This is a genomic window from Ruegeria sp. HKCCSA071 (assembly GCF_017872555.1).
GTDB lineage: Bacteria > Pseudomonadota > Alphaproteobacteria > Rhodobacterales > Rhodobacteraceae > Ruegeria.
Window position 1 is genome coordinate 76,330 of the sequence record NZ_JAEDOX010000012.1, and the last position, 17,301, is coordinate 93,630.

Here is a 17,301-nt window from a genome sequence, read left to right on the forward strand (position 1 = left end):
GGAGGCGGGACATGTATGCTCAGATGGTAGAATCCGAGGCGTCAAACGATGATCCTGAAAAGCTTGCTGAATTTCAGGCGCGGATCGACGCGGATATCAAGATCGAACCCAAGGACTGGATGCCTCAGGGGTATCGCAAGACGCTGATCCGCCAGATCGGACAGCACGCGCATTCCGAGATCGTCGGGCAATTGCCCGAAGGGAACTGGATCACACGTGCACCGACGCTGCAACGCAAGGCGATCCTTCTGGCCAAGGTGCAGGATGAAGCCGGCCATGGGCTCTACCTGTATTGTGCGGCCGAAACACTGGGTGTCAGCCGCGATGAGATCACCGAGATGCTACTGGACGGTCGCATGAAATACTCGTCGATCTTCAATTACCCGACGCTGAACTGGGCGGATATCGGCGCGGTCGGATGGCTGGTCGATGGCGCTGCAATCATGAATCAGGTGCCGCTGCAAAGAACGTCTTACGGGCCGTATTCGCGCGCCATGATCCGCATCTGCAAGGAAGAAAGCTTCCATCAGCGCCAAGGCTATGACGCGATCCGCAAGATGGCCGAAGGCACGCCCGAGCAACGCAAGATGGCGCAGGACGCGATGAATCGCTTCTGGTACCCGTCTCTGATGATGTTTGGACCGTCCGACAAGGATTCTGTCCACTCCGCGCAGTCGATGGCGTGGAAGATCAAGATCAACACCAATGATGAGCTGCGCCAGAAATTCGTCGACCAGACCGTCCCACAGGCCGAATATCTGGGTCTGACCATCCCTGATCCCGACCTGACGTGGAACGAAGAGCGTGGGCATTACGATTTCTCAGAGCCGGATTGGTCGGAATTCTTCGATGTGATCAAGGGAAACGGCCCCTGCAACGTCGACCGTCTGGCGGCGCGCAACAAGGCCTGGGATGACGGCAAATGGGTGCGTGACGGGCTGTTGGCCCACGCCCGCAAGAAACAGGCCGGCAATCTGGCCGCCGAATAAGCTTACCCTGAGGAGGAAACCCGATGAATACCGAATGGCCCCTGTGGGAAATCTTCATCCGCGGTCAACATGGGATGAGCCACCGACATGTCGGCTCGCTGCATGCCCCGGACGCGGAAATGGCGATCAAGAACGCACGCGATGTTTACACCCGCCGTAACGAAGGCGTCTCGATCTGGGTGGTAGAAGCCAACAACATCTCGGCCTCGTCGCCCAGTGACAAAGGCCCGTTGTATGAGCCCAGCGAAAGCAAAGTGTACCGACACCCGACCTTTTTCGACATCCCCGAAGAAGTGGGGGCGATGTGATGACCCGCGACGAAGCGTTTCAGCAGTTCCTGCTGCGGATGGGGGACAATACCCTGATCCTGGGCCATCGCGTCAGCGAATGGTGCGGCCACGCGCCAGTGTTGGAGGAGGATATTGCACTGGCCAACACGGCGCTGGACCTGATTGGGCAGACCCAGATGTGGCTTGGCCTTGCCGGAGAGATGGGTGGCGGCAAAACCGCCGATGATCTGGCATTTCTGCGCGACGTGTGGGATTTCCGCAATGTGTTGCTGGTAGAGGTTGCGAACGGTGATTTCGGCCGCACCCTGATGCGCCAGTTCCTGTTCGATGCCTGGCATTCGATCATGCTCGGTCGTCTTCTGACATCTTCTGATGATCGTGTCGCCGCGATTGCTGCCAAAGCCAGCAAGGAAGTCGCCTATCATCTGGAGCGTTCGGCAGAAACGGTCGTAGGTCTGGGTGATGGAACCGAAGAAAGTCACACCCGGATGCAGGCGGCGCTGGATTACCTCTGGCCATATGTAGGCGAGATGTTTGTCAGCGACGACATCGACGCTCAGATTGCTGCGGCCGGGATTGCGCCGAACCCAGCCGACCTGCGCGACGAATATGATGCGTTGGTCAAACGGGTTCTGGCCAAGGCGACATTGACCCTTCCGGAAAGCCGATTTGCCCATAAAGGCGGGCGGGACGGGCGCATGCATACCGAACATCTGGGCCATCTGCTGTCGCAGATGCAGTGGCTGCAGCGCGCCTATCCGGGTGCAAGCTGGTAAAAGCGGATGCGGGTGTCGACTGACCAGATATGGAGCTGGCTGGATGCCGTGCCCGATCCCGAAATCCCGGTTATTTCCGTCGTGGATTTGGGCATTGTGCGCGATGTGCGCTGGGACGCTGACACTCTGGTCGTAACCGTCACGCCAACCTATTCCGGTTGCCCGGCGACATCCATCATCAGTATGGATATCGAAACCGCCCTGCGCGATCACGGCATCGGAGATCTGCGCATAGAAACCTGCATCTCACCAGCCTGGACAACCGATTGGCTGAGCGAAAAAGGTCGCGCCAAGCTGGAAGAGTTTGGCATCGCCCCGCCACAACCGGCGGGCGGGCCAGAGCGCTGCCCGCATTGCGGCAGTAAAGCAGTTGAAAAGGTCAGCCAGTTCGGTTCGACCCCGTGCAAGGCCCATTGGCGCTGCACCGACTGTCTGGAACCCTTTGACTATTTCAAGTGCATCTGAGGAGGAGCACCGGATGGCACGTTTTCATGACCTGAAAGTCACCGACATCCACAAAACCATCCGCGATGCGGTTGTCGTGACGCTTGAGCCTGTCAACGGCGCGGCGGATCAGTTCGATTTCACCGCAGGCCAATACCTAACGTTTCGCCGCGACTTTGACGGAGAAGAGCTGCGCCGGTCCTACTCCATTTGTGCGGGCAAGGATGACGGGGTACTGCAAGTCGGGATCAAACGTGTCGACGGCGGCGCGTTCTCCAGTTGGGCCAATTCCGAGCTTAACGTCGGGGACGTTGTGCAGGCGATGCCACCGATGGGCAGCTTTCACACTCCGATCGATGCTGATGCGGAAAAGCAGTATCTCGGTTTCGCTGGCGGCTCTGGCATCACGCCGGTTCTGTCGATCCTGAAGACGACACTGACCCGCGAACCCAAATCCCGCTTTACGCTGATCTACGCCAACAAGGGCATCAACACGATCATGTTCCGCGAGGAGCTGGAAGACCTGAAAAACCTCTATATGGGCCGCCTGAACGTAATCCATATTCTTGAGGCGGATGCGCAGGAGATAGACCTGTTCACCGGTCTGGTAACGCAGGAAAAATGCGCTGACCTGTTCGAACATTGGGTCGATATTCAGAACGTGGACACAGCCTTTATCTGCGGTCCCGAGCCGATGATGCTGGGGATTGCTGCCGCGCTGCGCGCGCATGGTCTTGACGACAGGCAGATCAAGTTTGAACTCTTTGCCAGCGCTCAGCCGGGTCGGGCCAAACGCAAGGAAGGTGCGGCAGATTCGGGCACGCAGGCGAACCAAACCAGTGCATCGATCACACTTGATGGGTCCACTCAGACGATAACTCTGCCCAAGGACCAATCCATTCTGGACGCAGCCTTGGAAAATGCCATGGACGCCCCATACGCCTGCAAGGCCGGTGTTTGTTCAACCTGCCGTTGCCGCGTTCTGGAAGGCGAGGTCGAGATGCTCGCCAATCACGCGCTAGAGGATTACGAGGTTGAAAAAGGCTATGTGCTGAGCTGTCAGGCCTATCCGGTCACCGACCGCGTGGTCGTGGACTACGACCAGTAAAGGGAGAAGACCGATGACAGAAACCATGACACTCGACAGCTATCTGGCCGCAGGCGGTGTGCTGACCAACCCAACCAATGTTCCGCCACGCTACCGCGCCGAACTCATGAAGCTGATGGCCACGTTCGTGGACAGCGAACTTGCCGGTGCCGCCGGTTTTGCGGACATCATTAATCAGGGTCCGGGCATCAAGGAACGGATCGCAGCCGCCAGGATTGTTCTTGAGAAAACGGATCACGCCGATCAGGTTCTCAGGATAATGGGTGAGTTTGGGGCCGATACCGAGAGATATGCCACACATCATCCGTGGACGGCGCGCCTGGATCGAGACGCAGATATCGGCGCGACCCGCAGCGCGCATGACATGCGCCTTGCCGTATTCAATTATCCGATCTCGGGCTGGACCGACGCCGTCATCATGAACCTGCTGATGAGCCGTGCGGTCATGGAACAACTGGCCGAGTTTTCAATGGTTTCCTATCAACCGTTGGCCGAAGCGTTCCGCAGCATCGCCCCGGTCGAAGCCCATCATGGCGCGTTGGCGTTGGAAGGTGCTGTAAAGCTTGCCAAGAGCGGAGAGACAGAGCAGATGCAGGATGCGGTTAACTATTGGTGGCCGCGTGTCGCTGTGTCCTTTGGTGGCGAAGATTTGAAACGGTTTGAGCTTCTGAAATCGCTGGGCTTGCGCCACAATGGTAACAACGCTCTAAAAGAGCGTTGGGTTCAGACAACAGGCACCGCCGTGAAACAGCTGGGCCTGAAACCACCGGCCTAGTTCTGTGTGAACGCCAAAGGCAGGTTGAGAGGCACTTTCGGGGGCGGGCGATGTGAATTTCGCCCTGCGGAGCAAATCTCCGAGTGGGGCCCGATCAAGCCTTTGCGTTTTGTTGGTCCACCCGGTTCTGAGAGCAAAGACAAATGAGCCTTATAACTGAGCCCGGGTCATAAGGCTGACGTGCAATGACCTGACGTTTCACGCCGGCAGACTGCGGTATTGGTTTTTTCCTCTTTTCATATCGGAGTGATTGCGCAAACTGAGCGTAATCAAGCGCCAGATAAAACTCACCAGAAGACAGTGCCTTGGTGGCCGTGCTGGCGCAAACAGGGTTCGAGGATACCACCGCCACAACGCACAGGAAGGAACCGCCATGGATTTTGCCCCATCGCCGCGCGCCACGGAAATGTATGACCGCCTGAAAGCGTTTATGGAGGCGCATATCTACCCGCGCATACGCGATCACAAAGAAGAAATGGCGGCAGGCGGTTTCCCGGTTTCGTTTATGGAAGATCTCAAGGCGTTGGCCCGGGCCGAAGGGTTGTGGAACTTGTTCCTGCCCAGCCTGCGCGACGATGAACCCGGCACCCGGCTGAGCAATCTGGAATACGCGCCGCTGGCCGAACTTATGGGGCAGGTGGCCTGGTCTTCGGAAGTGTTCAATTGCAGTGCGCCGGATACCGGCAATATGGAACTGTTGCACATGTTCGCCACCCCGGAACAGCGCGAGACATGGCTGGTGCCGCTGTTGAACGGTGAAATCCGATCCTCTTTTGCGATGACTGAACCGGATGTGGCCAGTTCGGACGCGACCAATATTACCACTTCGATACGGCGTGAGGGGGATGAATACGTCATCAATGGCCGCAAGTGGTTCATCACGAACGCCTGTCACCCGAACACCAGATTGTTTATCGTCATGGGTAAAACGGATCCCAATGCGGATCGGCACAAACAACAAAGCATGGTCATTGTCCCGAAGGACACGCCCGGTTTTGAGATTGTTCGCAACCCCACCATTCTGAACATGCACGACCCCGAAGGCCATGCCGAGCTGGTCTTCAAGGATGTGCGCGTTCCGGTCAGCAATCTTTTGGGCGAGGAAGGCAGCGGGTTCGCTCTGGCGCAGGCCCGGCTTGGTCCCGGTCGCATCCACCATTGCATGCGTTCGATTGGTGCGGCGGAAATGGCGCTTAACCTGATGGTCGAACGCGCGCAGGAACGGAAAGCGTTTGGCAAGCAGCTTGCAGAACAGGGCGTGATCCGCGAGTGGATCGCCAAGTCCCGGTTAGAGATCGAACAGGCGCGGTTGCTGACCCTGAAAGCAGCCTGGAAGATTGATCAGGTGGGCGCCAAAGAAGCGTTCCGAGAGATTTCATTGATCAAGGTGGTGGCACCCAATGTGCATGCCGCTGTGACGGATCGCGCGATGCAGGTCTTTGGCGCGATGGGCATGACCCCGGATACTCCGCTGGCCGACAGCTATACCTGGGCACGCGCGCTGCGATATGCGGATGGGCCGGACGAGGTGCATTTGCAGGCGATTGCCAAGCAAGAGTTAAAGAATTCAAACTTTGGTATGTCGGCCCAATGGCTGACCCCACCATCGCGCTAGGCCGGGGGCGGCATCAGGTCTTGCGTGGCCTGCTTTGTTTGAGTGGAAAAGACTTGGGGGTTCGTGCCGCGGCAGGGGGCAAGAAGTGAAGGCCAGTAAGTCGTCCTGCGAAAATCCTACTGCCCTCTGACCTCGCGCACCCATGCGATGATGGTTTGGCGCGCTTCTACGTCCATTTGAACCGCTGAAGGTGGCGGCATTGCATGGCTGATCCCGGCCTGCAGGTAAATCTGGTCGGCGTGCCGGGCAACATCGCCGGGTGTTTCAAGATAAACCTTCTTGGGGGCCCATTTCATGGTGCCATAAACCGGCTCGCGGGCATGGCACATCGAGCAGTTGCCCAGAACAGTGTCATAGGCTTCTTCAAACCCCACAGCCGACGCAAATTTTTCTTCGTAAGGTGTCAGCGCCCTTGCTTCGGCGTCCTCCCATGTCTCGCCGGTTCTGACAGAAGACAGCCATGCGATCACGATCATGAGAATGACAGTAACACCCCAGGTCCAGTGCGGCCCTTTCCCGGTCGCGTGCATCGTGTTGAAGTAGTGGCGGATGGTCACGCCGGTCAAGAAGATCAGGCTGGCGATGATCCATGAATACTGGGTGCCAAAGGCCAAAGGATAATGGTTCGACAGCATCAGGAACACGACGGGCAGCGTCAGGTAGTTGTTGTGCGTCGACCGCACCTTGGCGATTTTTCCATATTTGGCGTCCGGCGTCCGGCCCGCCTTGAGGTCTTCCACCACGATCCGCTGGTTGGGCATGATCTGGAAAAACACATTTGCCGTCATGATGGTTGCGGTGAACGCACCCAGGTGCAAAAGCGCGGCACGACCGGTAAAGATCTGATTGTAACCCCAGGACATGGCCACCAGAATCACGAACAGCAACAGCATCAGCGCGGTGGGTCGCTCACTCAGGCGCGATTTGCACATTTGGTCGTAAAGCAGCCAGCCGATGGTCAGTGACCCGCCCGAGATCAATATCCCCTGCCACAACGCCAGGTCCGCTTTGGTCGGATCAAGCAGGAACAACTCGCCCCCGACCCAATATATGATCATGAGCAAGGCCGCACCCGAAAGCCATGTCGTGTAACTCTGCCATTTATGCCAGGTCAGGTGCTCGGGCATACGTGCAGGTGCGACAAGATATTTGACGGTGTGATAGAACCCACCCCCGTGCACCTCCCACTCTTCGCCATAGGCCCCTTCTGGCAAGGCAGGGTTCGGCTTAAGCATAAGGTCGAGAGCGATAAAATAGAATGACGCGCCGATCCACGCCATCGCCGTGATCACATGCAGCCAGCGGACGGAAAAGGCCATCCACTCCCACATAACAGCCAGGTCATACATGGCGTTGCTCCTACATATCCAAGTTCTTCGGCACTCTAGGCGACAGAGGTTTCATCGGGTATTGCTACGAAAGATCAAGCAGTATCAAAAATAACAATACAATTGTCAGTCTACAGGAACACGTAGCGCAACGCTCAGCTTCCGCGATAAGTCGCGTAGCTGAAAGGCGAAAGTAGCAGCGGAACATGATAGTGGGCGTGTTCGGACATCCCGAACCGGATCGGGATCAAATCCAGAAAACGCGGGCTTTCAGGCGGCACGCTAGTGGCGTCGAGGTATTTGCCCGCATAAAACAGCAGCTCGTATTCGCCTGTCGAAAACTCGGCCTCGGGAAGGATTTGTTCATCGGTGCGGCCGTCCTCGTTGGTGAGCAGAGTTTTCAGCAACGTGCGGTCTGTTCCGTTGATCCGGAACAACTCGATCTTCATCCCACTGGCAGGGCAGCCCCGCGCCGTATCCAGGACATGTGTTGTAAGGTAACCGGCCATTTGCACCTCTCGCTAAGCATTGCTGTTACTATTGCAATACCTTTGTGGCAGGCAAAGGCAGTCTGTCAAAAGACTGCTTACAGTATTTTTTGAAAAACATAGGTGATTGTTTGGGTTATTCGTTTTTTCACCAAGAGGGAAATTGATGTGACGCGGTATCCACGAGACATGACCGGCTATGGTCGGCAAGTGCCCAATGCAAACTGGCCAAACGGGGCCAAGATCGCGGTTCAGATTGTGCTGAACTATGAAGAAGGCGGCGAAAACAACGTTTTGCACGGGGATGCCGCATCCGAGGCGTTTCTTTCCGAAATCACCGGTGCGGCCCCTTGGACCGGGCAAAGGCACTGGAACATGGAATCCATTTACGAATACGGCAGCCGCGCCGGATTCTGGCGGGTGCATCGGCTTTTACAGGACCTACCCGTCACGGTTTATGGCGTTGCCACAGCATTGGCCCGTGCACCGGCGCAGGTTGCGGCGATGAAGGCCGCAGGCTGGGAGATTGCCAGCCATGGTCTAAAATGGGTTGAGCACAAGGACATGGACGCGGAAGAAGAACGCGCCCAGATCCGTGAGGCGATCCGGCTTCATACCGAGGTCGTCGGCACGCCCCCACGTGGCTGGTACACGGGCCGCTGTTCGATGAACACGGTCGATCTGGCCGCCGCCGAAGGCGAGCTGGCCTATATTGCCGACAGCTATGCCGACGATTTGCCCTATTGGGTCAAGGCTGGTGGCAAGGATCAGTTGATCGTGCCCTACACGATGGATTGCAACGATATGCGGTTTGCAATTCAGGCGGGCTTTACCAACGGCGAACAGTTTGAAAGCTATCTCAAGGACAGCTTCGACATGCTTTATGCCGAAGGCCAAGCGGGCGAGCCGAAGATGCTTTCGATCGGACTGCACTGCCGCCTCATCGGTCGCCCTGGTCGCGCCATGGCCCTGAAACGCGCACTCGACCACTTCAAGAAACATGACGGGGTCTGGTTTGCCACGCGTGAACAAATCGCTGATCACTGGGCGCAAATGCATCCGCCAAGTCAACGGCTGACACCGTCGGAAATGGACGAGCCAACCTTTGTCGCCGAGTTTGGCGGCGTGTTCGAACACAGCCCGTGGATTGCCCAAGCGGCCTTTGATCTGGAGCTGGGCCCCACACATGACAATGCCGCAGGGGTTCACAATGCACTGGCGCGCGTATTCCGTTCTGCCACAGCCGACCAGCGGCTTGGCGTCCTGACAGCCCACCCGGATTTGGCAGGCAAACTTGCTGCTGCGGGTCGTCTGACCAAGGAAAGCACGGCAGAACAGGCCGGGGCAGGTCTGGACATGCTGACGGATGATGAGCGTGCGACCTTCACGGCCTTGAACGACGCTTACACGACCAAGTTCGGTTTTCCTTTCATCATTGCGGTCATGGACAATACCAAAGCAAGCATTCTTGAGGCTTTTCACCGTCGGATAGACAGTGACCGAGACACCGAATTCACCGAGGCCTGCCGTCAGGTCGAACGGATTGCCGAGTTGCGGCTGATCGAGAAATTCGCTCAATGACATCCACGCTGAAACTCCGGCCACTGACCGCCGAGGCCTTTGCGCCGTTCGGCGATGTTATCGAAGTGTCTGGCGCGGTGGACAAATACATCAATCAGGGAAAATGCGCGCGCTACCATGATCGCGCCCAGTTGGATTTCCATGAGGGGCGCGTAGGGATCAGCATATTCCAATCCCAGGCCTTCGACTTGCCCATCAAACTTGAAATGGTCGAGCGTCATCCCGACGGCAGTCAAGCCTTTCTGCCGCTTTCAGATAAACCCTTTGTCGTTGTCGTCGCGCCCGACAACGCGGGTGTGCCTGGTGAACCTGTTGCATTCATTACCGCGCCCGGACAGGGCGTGAATTATCACCGGAACACCTGGCACGGGGTGCTGACACCGCTTCATCCCCCCGGGTTGTTCGCCGTGGTCGACCGAATAGGAAACGGGCCCAACCTTGAGGAATACTGGTTCCAGAACGCCTACACGATCACTGAATAAGGGATATTGCCGGAAGAGGGGCCGGCCCACGCAGTTTTTTTGGGAGGAAAAGCGCGATGTCAGATGCAACTTTAGGGACGCCGGAGCAGCTCCGCGACCCGAACTACACCCCGCCAATCCTGAAGGCGGTACCTTTGGGAATTCAGCACGTTCTGGCGATGTTTGTTTCCAACGTCACACCAGCCATCATCGTCTGTGGTGCGGCGGGTTTCGGGTTTGGTTCAAACAGCCCCGATTTCCCGCAGATGATCTACATGATCCAGATGTCGATGTTCTTTGCGGGCGTTGCGACACTGTTCCAGACCATTGGGCTGGGGCCTGTTGGCGCCCGCCTGCCAATCGTGCAGGGGACGTCATTTGCCTTTATTCCGATCATGATCCCGTTGGTGGTAGGAAAGGGCGTTGATGCGATTGCCGTATTGATGGGTGGCATAGTCGTTGGCGGCCTGTTTCATGCCAGCCTTGGGTTGTTCATTGGCCGTATTCGCTTTGCGCTTCCGCCTTTGGTTACAGGTCTTGTCGTGACCATGATCGGGCTTGCGCTTGTCAAGGTCGGCGTCCAGTACGCAGCTGGCGGTGTACCCGCCATCGGTACCGAAGAATACGGCTCTGGTCTGAACTGGCTCATGGCCGGAACTGTGATTGTTGTTACGCTGGGCCTGAAGTTTTTTGCCCGCGGTATGTTGTCGGTGTCGGCGGTTCTGATTGGCCTGTTGGTCGGATACGTGGTGGCATTCGCACTGGGTCAGGTGAACTTGGGCAATGTCGGGCGCGCGGCTCCGTTTGCCATGCCGAACCCGTTTCACTTCGGTATCGAGTTTTCATTTGCGGCGATCATCGGGTTCTGTGCGATGTCCTTTGTATCGGCTGTTGAAACGGTCGGGGATGTGTCCGGTATTACCAAGGGGGGCGCGGGACGCGAGGCAACCGACAAGGAAATTCAGGGCGCGACTTTTGCCGATGGTCTTGGAACTGCGGTATCAGGTGTCTTTGGCGCCCTGCCTAACACGTCATTCAGTCAGAACGTCGGCCTGATTGCCATGACCGGTGTCATGAGCCGCACGGTCGTAACCATAGGTGCCCTGTTCCTGATCATATGCGGGCTTATCCCCAAGATCGGCGCGGTGATCTCGTCCGTTCCAATCGAGGTTCTGGGCGGCGGTGTGATCGTGATGTTCGGTATGGTGGTTGCAGCCGGTGTCTCGATGCTGTCGGACGTGACGTGGAATCGCCGCAACATGGTGATCTTTGCGATTTCACTCAGCCTAGGTCTGGGTTTGCAGTTAGAGCCCGGCGCCTTACAGCATCTGCCCGGAACTTTCAAAGTTCTGGCGACATCCGGAATCTTGCCTGCCGCTATCATCGCTATTGTCCTGAATCTGGTTCTGCGCGAAGAGCTTTCGGATGAAGCGACGGAAGAGGTGTCAGGTGGAATGGCAGGCCACGGGCTGGGCTCTATCGAACAGAGCGATCACGTCTGACCGGTTCAGCCCGGAATTGTAAGTGGAAAAGCGGCGCACTAAGCGCGCCGTTTTTGATTTCAGGTGTGGCGGGCTTGGCCCATGGCTCACATAAGCAACGCGTTTTTCGACGCGACGCTTAGGTGAACACGGAGGGGGCATCAGAAATCGACCTCAATCGCGATGCCTTTCTGTACGGCCAGCTCGACAACAGACGCTGCAACCGCCAGATCCTGAAGACCGACGCCAGTGCCATCGAACAACGTGATCTGATCGTCTGATGTTCGGCCCGGGTTCGTTCCGTTGATGACCGCACCCAACTGGATCAGATCACTTTCCCTGATCAGGCCCTGCGCCACGGCGTGTTGAGCCTCGCCAATCGAAATTGACTGTGCGATTTCATCAGTGAATACGGTTGCTTTGGCCAGCAACGCCGCCTCGACTTCCTGCTTACCCTTGGTGTCCGTTCCCATGCACGTGATATGCGTTCCGGGACTGACATGGTTTGCCATCAGCGATGGTGCAAAAGCCGAGGTGATCGAGATTATGACATCCGCCTCGGTCATGCCATCAAGTTCGACCGCTTCAAACGGAACACCGGCTTCATTGGCGACCTTTTCAATGTTGGGCAACATCTCGGGATGGTAGTTCCAGCCAAGGACCTTTTCAAAGGCGCGCGTCTCCAGCGCCGAGCGTAGCTGAAAGGTTGCCTGATGCCCGGCCCCGATCATACCGATCACCCGCGCGTCCGCACGGGCAAGGTGCTTGATGGATACAGAAGAGGCCGCCGCAGTGCGCAAGGCGGTCAACAGGTTGCCGCCAACCATCGCTGACGGTTTTCCGGTGTCAGGGTCAAAAAGAAAAACAGTGGACTGGTGATTGATCAATCCGCGTTTTTCCAGGTTGTTCGGCCAATACCCCCCAGCCTTCAGACCCAGTGTCAGCCCGGCGCGATCAAACCCGCCTTTAAAGCCGTACAGGGCGTCCTCATGCCCGATGGCTTCGCGCACGACAGGAAAGTTATAGGCGTCCCCTGCGGCCATGGAGGCAAAGACCTGTTCGACGGCTTCAAAGGCCGCGTCGCGGGTCATGAGGTTGGCGATTTCGCGCTCGGGTACAATCAGCATGTCATTCTCCACTTGGAATTCGTGCGCCCGTGCGTTTCACCGATAAAAGCGGGCGCGCACGGGCGACTGTCCGGCCATGTTTGGCCGAATGCTTATTCTTTGAGCATTCAAGCTCAGTACGCGCGGCCGCGGGCTGACACCGGCCAAACGCATTCGACCTTGCCATTCCGGACGCCCACATACCAATCATGCACGTTTGCGGTTGGGTCACAGTGCCCCGGCACCAGCTTCAGTTTGTCATTGACCTTGAGCGCCCCGCTTGGATCCATCACGACGCCATGTTCATCCGAGCATTTGATGTATTCGACATCGTCACGCCCGAAAACAACAGGCAGACCGCTATCCACCGACTGCGCCTTGAGGCCCGCATCGACGATTGCCTTGTCAGCCTTGGCGTGGCTCATGACGCTGGTCAGGATGAAGAATGCGTTTTCCCACTCGCCCTGGTCGATCCGGTTGCCGTTCTCGTCCAGGATTCGACCGTAATCAGCATCCATGAACGCATAAGACCCGCATTGCAGTTCATTATACACGCCCGAGTTGGATTCGAAGTAGTAAGACCCCGTACCGCCGCCCGAGACCAGCTCACACTCGATACCCTCGGCTTTAAGGCCTTCTACCGCGTCTTTGACCATCGCGATGGCGGTATCCAGTTTCTCTTTGCGTGCCTTATAGCTGTCGAGGTGTTGCATGGCACCCTGATAGGCCTGAATTCCGCTGAATTTCAGGTTGTCGGCAGCCTCAACTGCTTTGGCGATTTCAATCACTTCGGGTGTCGTTGTGACCCCGCATCGCCCTGCGCCGCAATCGATTTCCACGAAGACTTCCAGCTGTGTTTCATGCCGGACTGCCGCCGCCGAAAGGTCGGCGACATTTTCCAGATCGTCGACACACACAATAATGCGGCTGCCCAGCTTTGGCAGGCCTGCGAGACGGTCTATTTTGGCCGGGTCGCGCACTTGGTTTGAAACCAGAACGTCCTTGATCCCACCACGAACGAAAACTTCGGCCTCGGAAACTTTCTGGCAGCAGACACCGACGGCACCACCGATTGTCTCTTGCAGCTTGGCCACGTCGACCGACTTGTGCATTTTACCATGCACGCGGTGACGCATCCCATGCGCCTTCGCATAATCGCCCATTTTCCTGATATTGCGTTCAAGCGCGTCGAGATCCAAAATCAGGCTGGGTGTCTGGATATCTGCTTCGTCCATGCCGGGCTTGGCCGGAATGTCGTAACCTACTTCGAACTGGTCGAGAGTGCTCATATCTTTCATCTCCGTAATCCTATACCGGGATTGTTTTTTGTTGGGGTGTATTCAGACGTTCATCCAGGGCAGCCGGTCCAGATCGACATTGCCACCTGTAACAATCAGTCCGACACGCTTGCCCTTGAAGGCGTCCGGGTTTTTGAGAACCGTGGCCAGCGGAACGGCTGAAGATGCCTCCATCACAATCCGCAGGTGCTTCCATGTCAGTTTCATCGCATCGATGATCTCCTGCTCGGAGGCTGTGTAAATCTCTGAGACGTGGTTCGATACGAAATGCCAGGTCAGCTCTTTCAGTGGAACCAGCAGCCCGTCGGCAATCGTTTTGGGTGCGTCATCCGCGATGATGTGGCCGGCCTTGAAGCTGCGATAGGCATCGTCGGCCTGTTCCGGTTCCGCCGCGATGATCGCGGTTTCCGGGGCGAGCGTCGATAGTGTCAGACAGGTGCCGGACACCATGCCGCCGCCGCCGATAGGTGCGACAACCGCATCCAGACCGTCGGTCTGCTCGATAAACTCGCGCGAACAGGTGCCTTGCCCGGCGATGACCCGAGGATCGTTGTAGGGATGAACAAAGTCACCGCCCGTTGCCGCCTGAACTTCGGCAAATGTCGCTTCGCGTGACGAGGTGGAGGGTTCGCATTCTGTGATCTTCCCGCCGTAACGGCGGACCGTATCCTTCTTTGCCTGCGGCGCTGTCCGCGGCATGACCACGTTGCAGGGAATGCCCCGTTTCATCGCCGCATAAGACAGGCACGAGGCGTGATTACCCGAAGAATGGGTGGCGACACCTTTTTCGGCCTGTTTCTCATCCAGCCCAAAAACCGCATTTGTGGCACCTCGTACTTTGAAAGCGCCCGGTTCCTGAAAGTTTTCACATTTGAAGAACAGCTGCGCGCCTGACAGTTCGTTGAGAAAGTCCGAGGTTCGCACCGGGGTGCGGCGGATATAAGGTTTGATCCGGTCATGTGCCGCAAGCATGTCTTCATAGGTTGGGATATACATGGTGCAATCCTTCATCATGCCGCGTTCTTCTGAACGCAACCGGGATGGCCGCGATAGTATTCCTGTGCGGCGGCAACTCCGGACCCCAGGTCAATGTTCAGGCCCAGGTCAACCATGCACATCTCAGCAGTGGCGATCCCGGACAGTGCCATGACATCCGTCAGGCTGCCCAGATGGCCGATCCGGAACACCTTGCCCGCGACCTCACCAAGGCCCACGCCAAAGGCAACGCCGTATTTTTCAGCTGCGTGCGTGACTATATCCGTCGCGTTGAAGCCGTTCGGCGTGCGGATTGCGCTTACGGTATCGGAATAGACCGCAGGGCTGCTGGCACAAAGCTCCAGCCCCCACGCCCCCACAGCGGCACGGACCCCTTCGGCAATCCGGTGGTGCCGGGCAAAAACGTTCTCCAGACCTTCGCTCAGCAGCATAGAGCAGGCTTGATTGAGGCCATTCATCAACCCAACAGCGGGTGTATAGGGGTAAGCATTGTTGGCGTATCCCTTGGTCATGTCCCGGACGTCAAAGAATGTGCGGGGCAAGGTGCCGGTTTTGGTCGCTTCCATCGCTTTCTGGCTGAAACCGACGATGGCAAGGCCAGCGGGCAACATGAAACCCTTTTGCGATCCAGTAACGGCAACATCCACGCCCCATTCATCAAACCGAAAATCCATCGACGCTATTGATGAAACGCCATCAACAAACAGCAGGGCCGGGTGTTGCGCGGCAGTCAGCGCCCTGCGCACAGCAGCGATATCCGACTTCACGCCAGTTGCCGTCTCGTTATGCGTGGCTAGAACCGCCTTAATCTCATGGTTTTTGTCGGCGGCAAGGATTTCTTCGTACCGGTCAGCCGGCAGCCCATCGCCCCACGGGGTTTCGACGATCTCAACATTCAGCCCATGGCGCTGGCACATATCGATCCAGCGATGGCTGAACATGCCGTTGCGGGCCGTCAGGACTTTGTCACCGGCGGACAGCGTATTGGTCAGGGCGGTTTCCCAACCCCCGGTTCCGGTCGACGGGAAAATGAAGACTTCGGCACTGTCGCTTTTCAGAATCTCCCGCACGCCCGCACGCGCAGGATGCAGGATTTGCCCGAACAATGGCGAACGATGGTCGATCGTGGGCATATCGCAGGCTTTGCGCAGGCTTTCCGGGATGTTCGTCGGGCCCGGGATGAAAACGGGGTTTTGAAAGCTCATGGATGGTCTCCTTCCGTCCTTGCCAGCACAATAAGTATCAGCGATCCAATTGGAAATTTTTTTGAAAACGTATTTCAATATTTGTCTACCGAGATTTAACTTATAGTTGTCAGTGAGTTATATTTTTCATATCATGAAATAGTCTTTCACAAATGATCAGAGGGTTCTTATGGAATTGCAAGACAATGCCCCGAAACTCCGTCGCAAAGCCCGGGGAAGACCGCGGGGGTGGGACGACAAAACCGCGCAGAATACGATCAAATCACTGGATCGGGCGATGGAGGTTTTCGAGTATCTGAGCCAGGCGCAAGGCAAAGCTCTTACTGAACTTTCAGATGAAATGCGTCAGGCACCGGCCACGGTTTATCGCATCCTCGTGACGTTGCAGGGCAGGGGCCTGGTCGAGTTCGACCATGAAGAACAGGTTTGGCACATTGGCCCGCAGGCATTTGTCATCGGCTCGCGGTTTCTGCGCCGAACCAGTCTGGTGGAGCGGGCACGGCCGATCATGCGCAAGCTGATGGAAACCACAGGCGAGACCGCCAATTTAGGAATTGAGAAAGAAGGTCTGGTGTTGTTCCTGAGCCAGGTGGAAACACATGAAAGCATCCGGGCGTTTTTCCCCCCCGGTACATTGTCACCCATGCACGCGTCGGGCATCGGAAAAGCGTTATTGGCCCATATGGACGAAGACAGATTGAACAGAAGGTTGGCCGCCGCGAATTTACAGGCTTTTACGGATCAGTCGATTACCAGCCCTGAGGCGTTGAAAAAAGATCTTACAACCATCAGATTGCGGGGTTTTTCCGTGGATAACGAAGAAAAGACTACGGGTATGCGATGCATCGCAGCACCCGTTTTCGATATCAACAGAGAGGCGGTCGCAGGGCTTTCCGTGTCCGGGCCAACCAGCCGCGTCGGAGCGACCGAAGTCGAACGGCTGAGCCGCCCGGTGATGGAAGCGGCGCGCCAGTTGACGCTGGCTATTGGTGGGACAGTTTTGTCACCGCAACCCTAAGGCTTTGCCGCCGACGTACGTCGACCGCCGTTCCCGGGTCCGTCTGCCACGACACAACACCAACGCGTGGTGACATGCCTTGTGCACAGACAAGCTCAATAGCAGAACAGGCGTGACCCTTTCCGGCCGCCTGCCTTCCAACCCTCCCCAATTATTCTGCGACATTTTGTTTTTGTTTGTGTTTATTGAACTGTTGGTCGAAGAGGTTTTTGAAGGGTCCGTTTTTCTGCATGAGTTGGTCGAGGTTTCCCTGTTCGGCGATAGCGCCGTCCTGGATGACGATGATCTTGTCTGCCTCCAGCACGGTTGACAGGCGGTGGGCGATGACGATGACGGTGACAT

18 protein-coding genes are annotated in these 17,301 nt (G+C 56.9%); 11 read left to right on the forward strand and 7 right to left on the reverse strand.

Features of this window, described 5'->3' with window-relative positions; translation table 11 throughout:
- Nucleotides 1-11: 11 nt before the first annotated feature.
- From paaA to I9188_RS17355, 7 genes are all read left to right on the forward strand, one after another.
- Nucleotides 12-989 (forward strand): 1,2-phenylacetyl-CoA epoxidase subunit PaaA, encoded by a 978-nt coding sequence (gene paaA, locus I9188_RS17325; protein WP_209507557.1) that lies wholly within the window; start codon nt 12-14, stop codon nt 987-989.
- Between the two features lie 23 nt (nt 990-1,012).
- The gene (gene paaB / locus I9188_RS17330; RefSeq protein WP_209507558.1) at nt 1,013-1,297 is read left to right on the forward strand and encodes a 1,2-phenylacetyl-CoA epoxidase subunit PaaB; all 285 of its coding nucleotides are present in this window, start codon (nt 1,013-1,015) and stop codon (nt 1,295-1,297) included.
- Nucleotides 1,297-2,055, forward strand: a complete 759-nt coding sequence (gene paaC, locus I9188_RS17335) for a 1,2-phenylacetyl-CoA epoxidase subunit PaaC (RefSeq protein WP_209507559.1) — start codon at nt 1,297-1,299, stop codon at nt 2,053-2,055. Before paaB ends, paaC begins: the two co-directional genes overlap by 1 nt.
- Before the next feature lie 6 nt (nt 2,056-2,061).
- Nucleotides 2,062-2,520 carry a 1,2-phenylacetyl-CoA epoxidase subunit PaaD gene (gene paaD / locus I9188_RS17340; RefSeq protein WP_209507560.1) on the forward strand — a complete coding sequence of 153 codons (459 nt, stop codon included), beginning with the start codon at nt 2,062-2,064 and terminating at the stop codon, nt 2,518-2,520.
- A 13-nt stretch (nt 2,521-2,533) separates the two neighbouring features.
- The gene (locus tag I9188_RS17345; RefSeq protein WP_209507561.1) at nt 2,534-3,607 is read left to right on the forward strand and encodes a 2Fe-2S iron-sulfur cluster-binding protein; all 1,074 of its coding nucleotides are present in this window, start codon (nt 2,534-2,536) and stop codon (nt 3,605-3,607) included.
- Nucleotides 3,608-3,620: 13 nt separating this feature from the next.
- Nucleotides 3,621-4,382 carry a Phenylacetic acid catabolic protein gene (locus I9188_RS17350; RefSeq protein ID WP_209507562.1) on the forward strand — a complete coding sequence of 254 codons (762 nt, stop codon included), beginning with the start codon at nt 3,621-3,623 and terminating at the stop codon, nt 4,380-4,382.
- A 373-nt stretch (nt 4,383-4,755) separates the two neighbouring features.
- The gene (locus I9188_RS17355; protein ID WP_209507563.1) at nt 4,756-5,997 is read left to right on the forward strand and encodes an acyl-CoA dehydrogenase family protein; all 1,242 of its coding nucleotides are present in this window, start codon (nt 4,756-4,758) and stop codon (nt 5,995-5,997) included.
- Nucleotides 5,998-6,113: 116 nt separating this feature from the next.
- On the opposite strand, the gene I9188_RS17360 is transcribed toward I9188_RS17355, so the two are convergent.
- Both I9188_RS17360 and uraH read right to left on the reverse strand, forming a co-directional pair.
- Complete coding sequence (locus I9188_RS17360) at nt 6,114-7,346, reverse strand: urate hydroxylase PuuD (protein ID WP_209507564.1); 1,233 nt, start codon at nt 7,344-7,346, stop codon at nt 6,114-6,116.
- 134 nt (nt 7,347-7,480) lie between these two features.
- Entirely contained in the window at nt 7,481-7,834 is a 354-nt protein-coding gene (gene uraH, locus I9188_RS17365; RefSeq protein WP_209507565.1) for a hydroxyisourate hydrolase, read from the reverse strand.
- A 147-nt stretch (nt 7,835-7,981) separates the two neighbouring features.
- Here uraH and puuE point away from each other — a divergent pair, with 147 nt between their 5' ends.
- From puuE to I9188_RS17380, 3 genes are read left to right on the forward strand one after another with little or no spacing between them, the layout of a single operon-like run.
- Nucleotides 7,982-9,394, forward strand: coding sequence for an allantoinase PuuE (gene puuE / locus I9188_RS17370; RefSeq protein WP_209507566.1), 1,413 nt, complete (start codon nt 7,982-7,984; stop codon nt 9,392-9,394).
- Nucleotides 9,391-9,876 carry an ureidoglycolate lyase gene (locus tag I9188_RS17375; RefSeq protein WP_209507567.1) on the forward strand — a complete coding sequence of 162 codons (486 nt, stop codon included), beginning with the start codon at nt 9,391-9,393 and terminating at the stop codon, nt 9,874-9,876. Before puuE ends, I9188_RS17375 begins: the two co-directional genes overlap by 4 nt.
- 56 nt (nt 9,877-9,932) lie before the next feature.
- Entirely contained in the window at nt 9,933-11,357 is a 1,425-nt protein-coding gene (locus I9188_RS17380; protein ID WP_209599694.1) for a nucleobase:cation symporter-2 family protein, read from the forward strand.
- Nucleotides 11,358-11,497: 140 nt separating this feature from the next.
- On the opposite strand, the gene bhcD is transcribed toward I9188_RS17380, so the two are convergent.
- From bhcD to bhcA, 4 genes are all read right to left on the reverse strand, one after another.
- Nucleotides 11,498-12,463, reverse strand: a complete 966-nt coding sequence (bhcD, locus tag I9188_RS17385) for an iminosuccinate reductase BhcD (protein ID WP_209507569.1) — start codon at nt 12,461-12,463, stop codon at nt 11,498-11,500.
- Between the two features lie 113 nt (nt 12,464-12,576).
- Nucleotides 12,577-13,740, reverse strand: coding sequence for a 3-hydroxy-D-aspartate aldolase BhcC (gene bhcC / locus I9188_RS17390; RefSeq protein ID WP_209507570.1), 1,164 nt, complete (start codon nt 13,738-13,740; stop codon nt 12,577-12,579).
- Nucleotides 13,741-13,782: 42 nt separating this feature from the next.
- Nucleotides 13,783-14,751: a beta-hydroxyaspartate dehydratase BhcB gene (bhcB, locus tag I9188_RS17395; RefSeq protein ID WP_209507576.1), complete on the reverse strand. Its 969-nt coding sequence runs from the start codon at nt 14,749-14,751 to the stop codon at nt 13,783-13,785.
- On the reverse strand, nt 14,751-15,941 hold the full coding sequence (bhcA, locus tag I9188_RS17400; protein ID WP_209507571.1) for an L-aspartate--glyoxylate aminotransferase BhcA: 1,191 nt from the start codon (nt 15,939-15,941) through the stop codon (nt 14,751-14,753). The genes bhcB and bhcA overlap by 1 nt, the downstream gene beginning before the upstream one ends.
- A 169-nt stretch (nt 15,942-16,110) precedes the next feature.
- Between bhcA and bhcR the strand changes: the two genes are divergently transcribed.
- Nucleotides 16,111-16,959: an HTH-type transcriptional regulator BhcR gene (gene bhcR / locus I9188_RS17405; protein ID WP_209507572.1), complete on the forward strand. Its 849-nt coding sequence runs from the start codon at nt 16,111-16,113 to the stop codon at nt 16,957-16,959.
- A 151-nt stretch (nt 16,960-17,110) separates the two neighbouring features.
- Here the strand turns inward: bhcR and I9188_RS17410 are convergent.
- Nucleotides 17,111-17,301: hypothetical protein (locus I9188_RS17410; RefSeq protein ID WP_209599695.1), on the reverse strand; the 191-nt coding region annotated here is incomplete at its 5' end.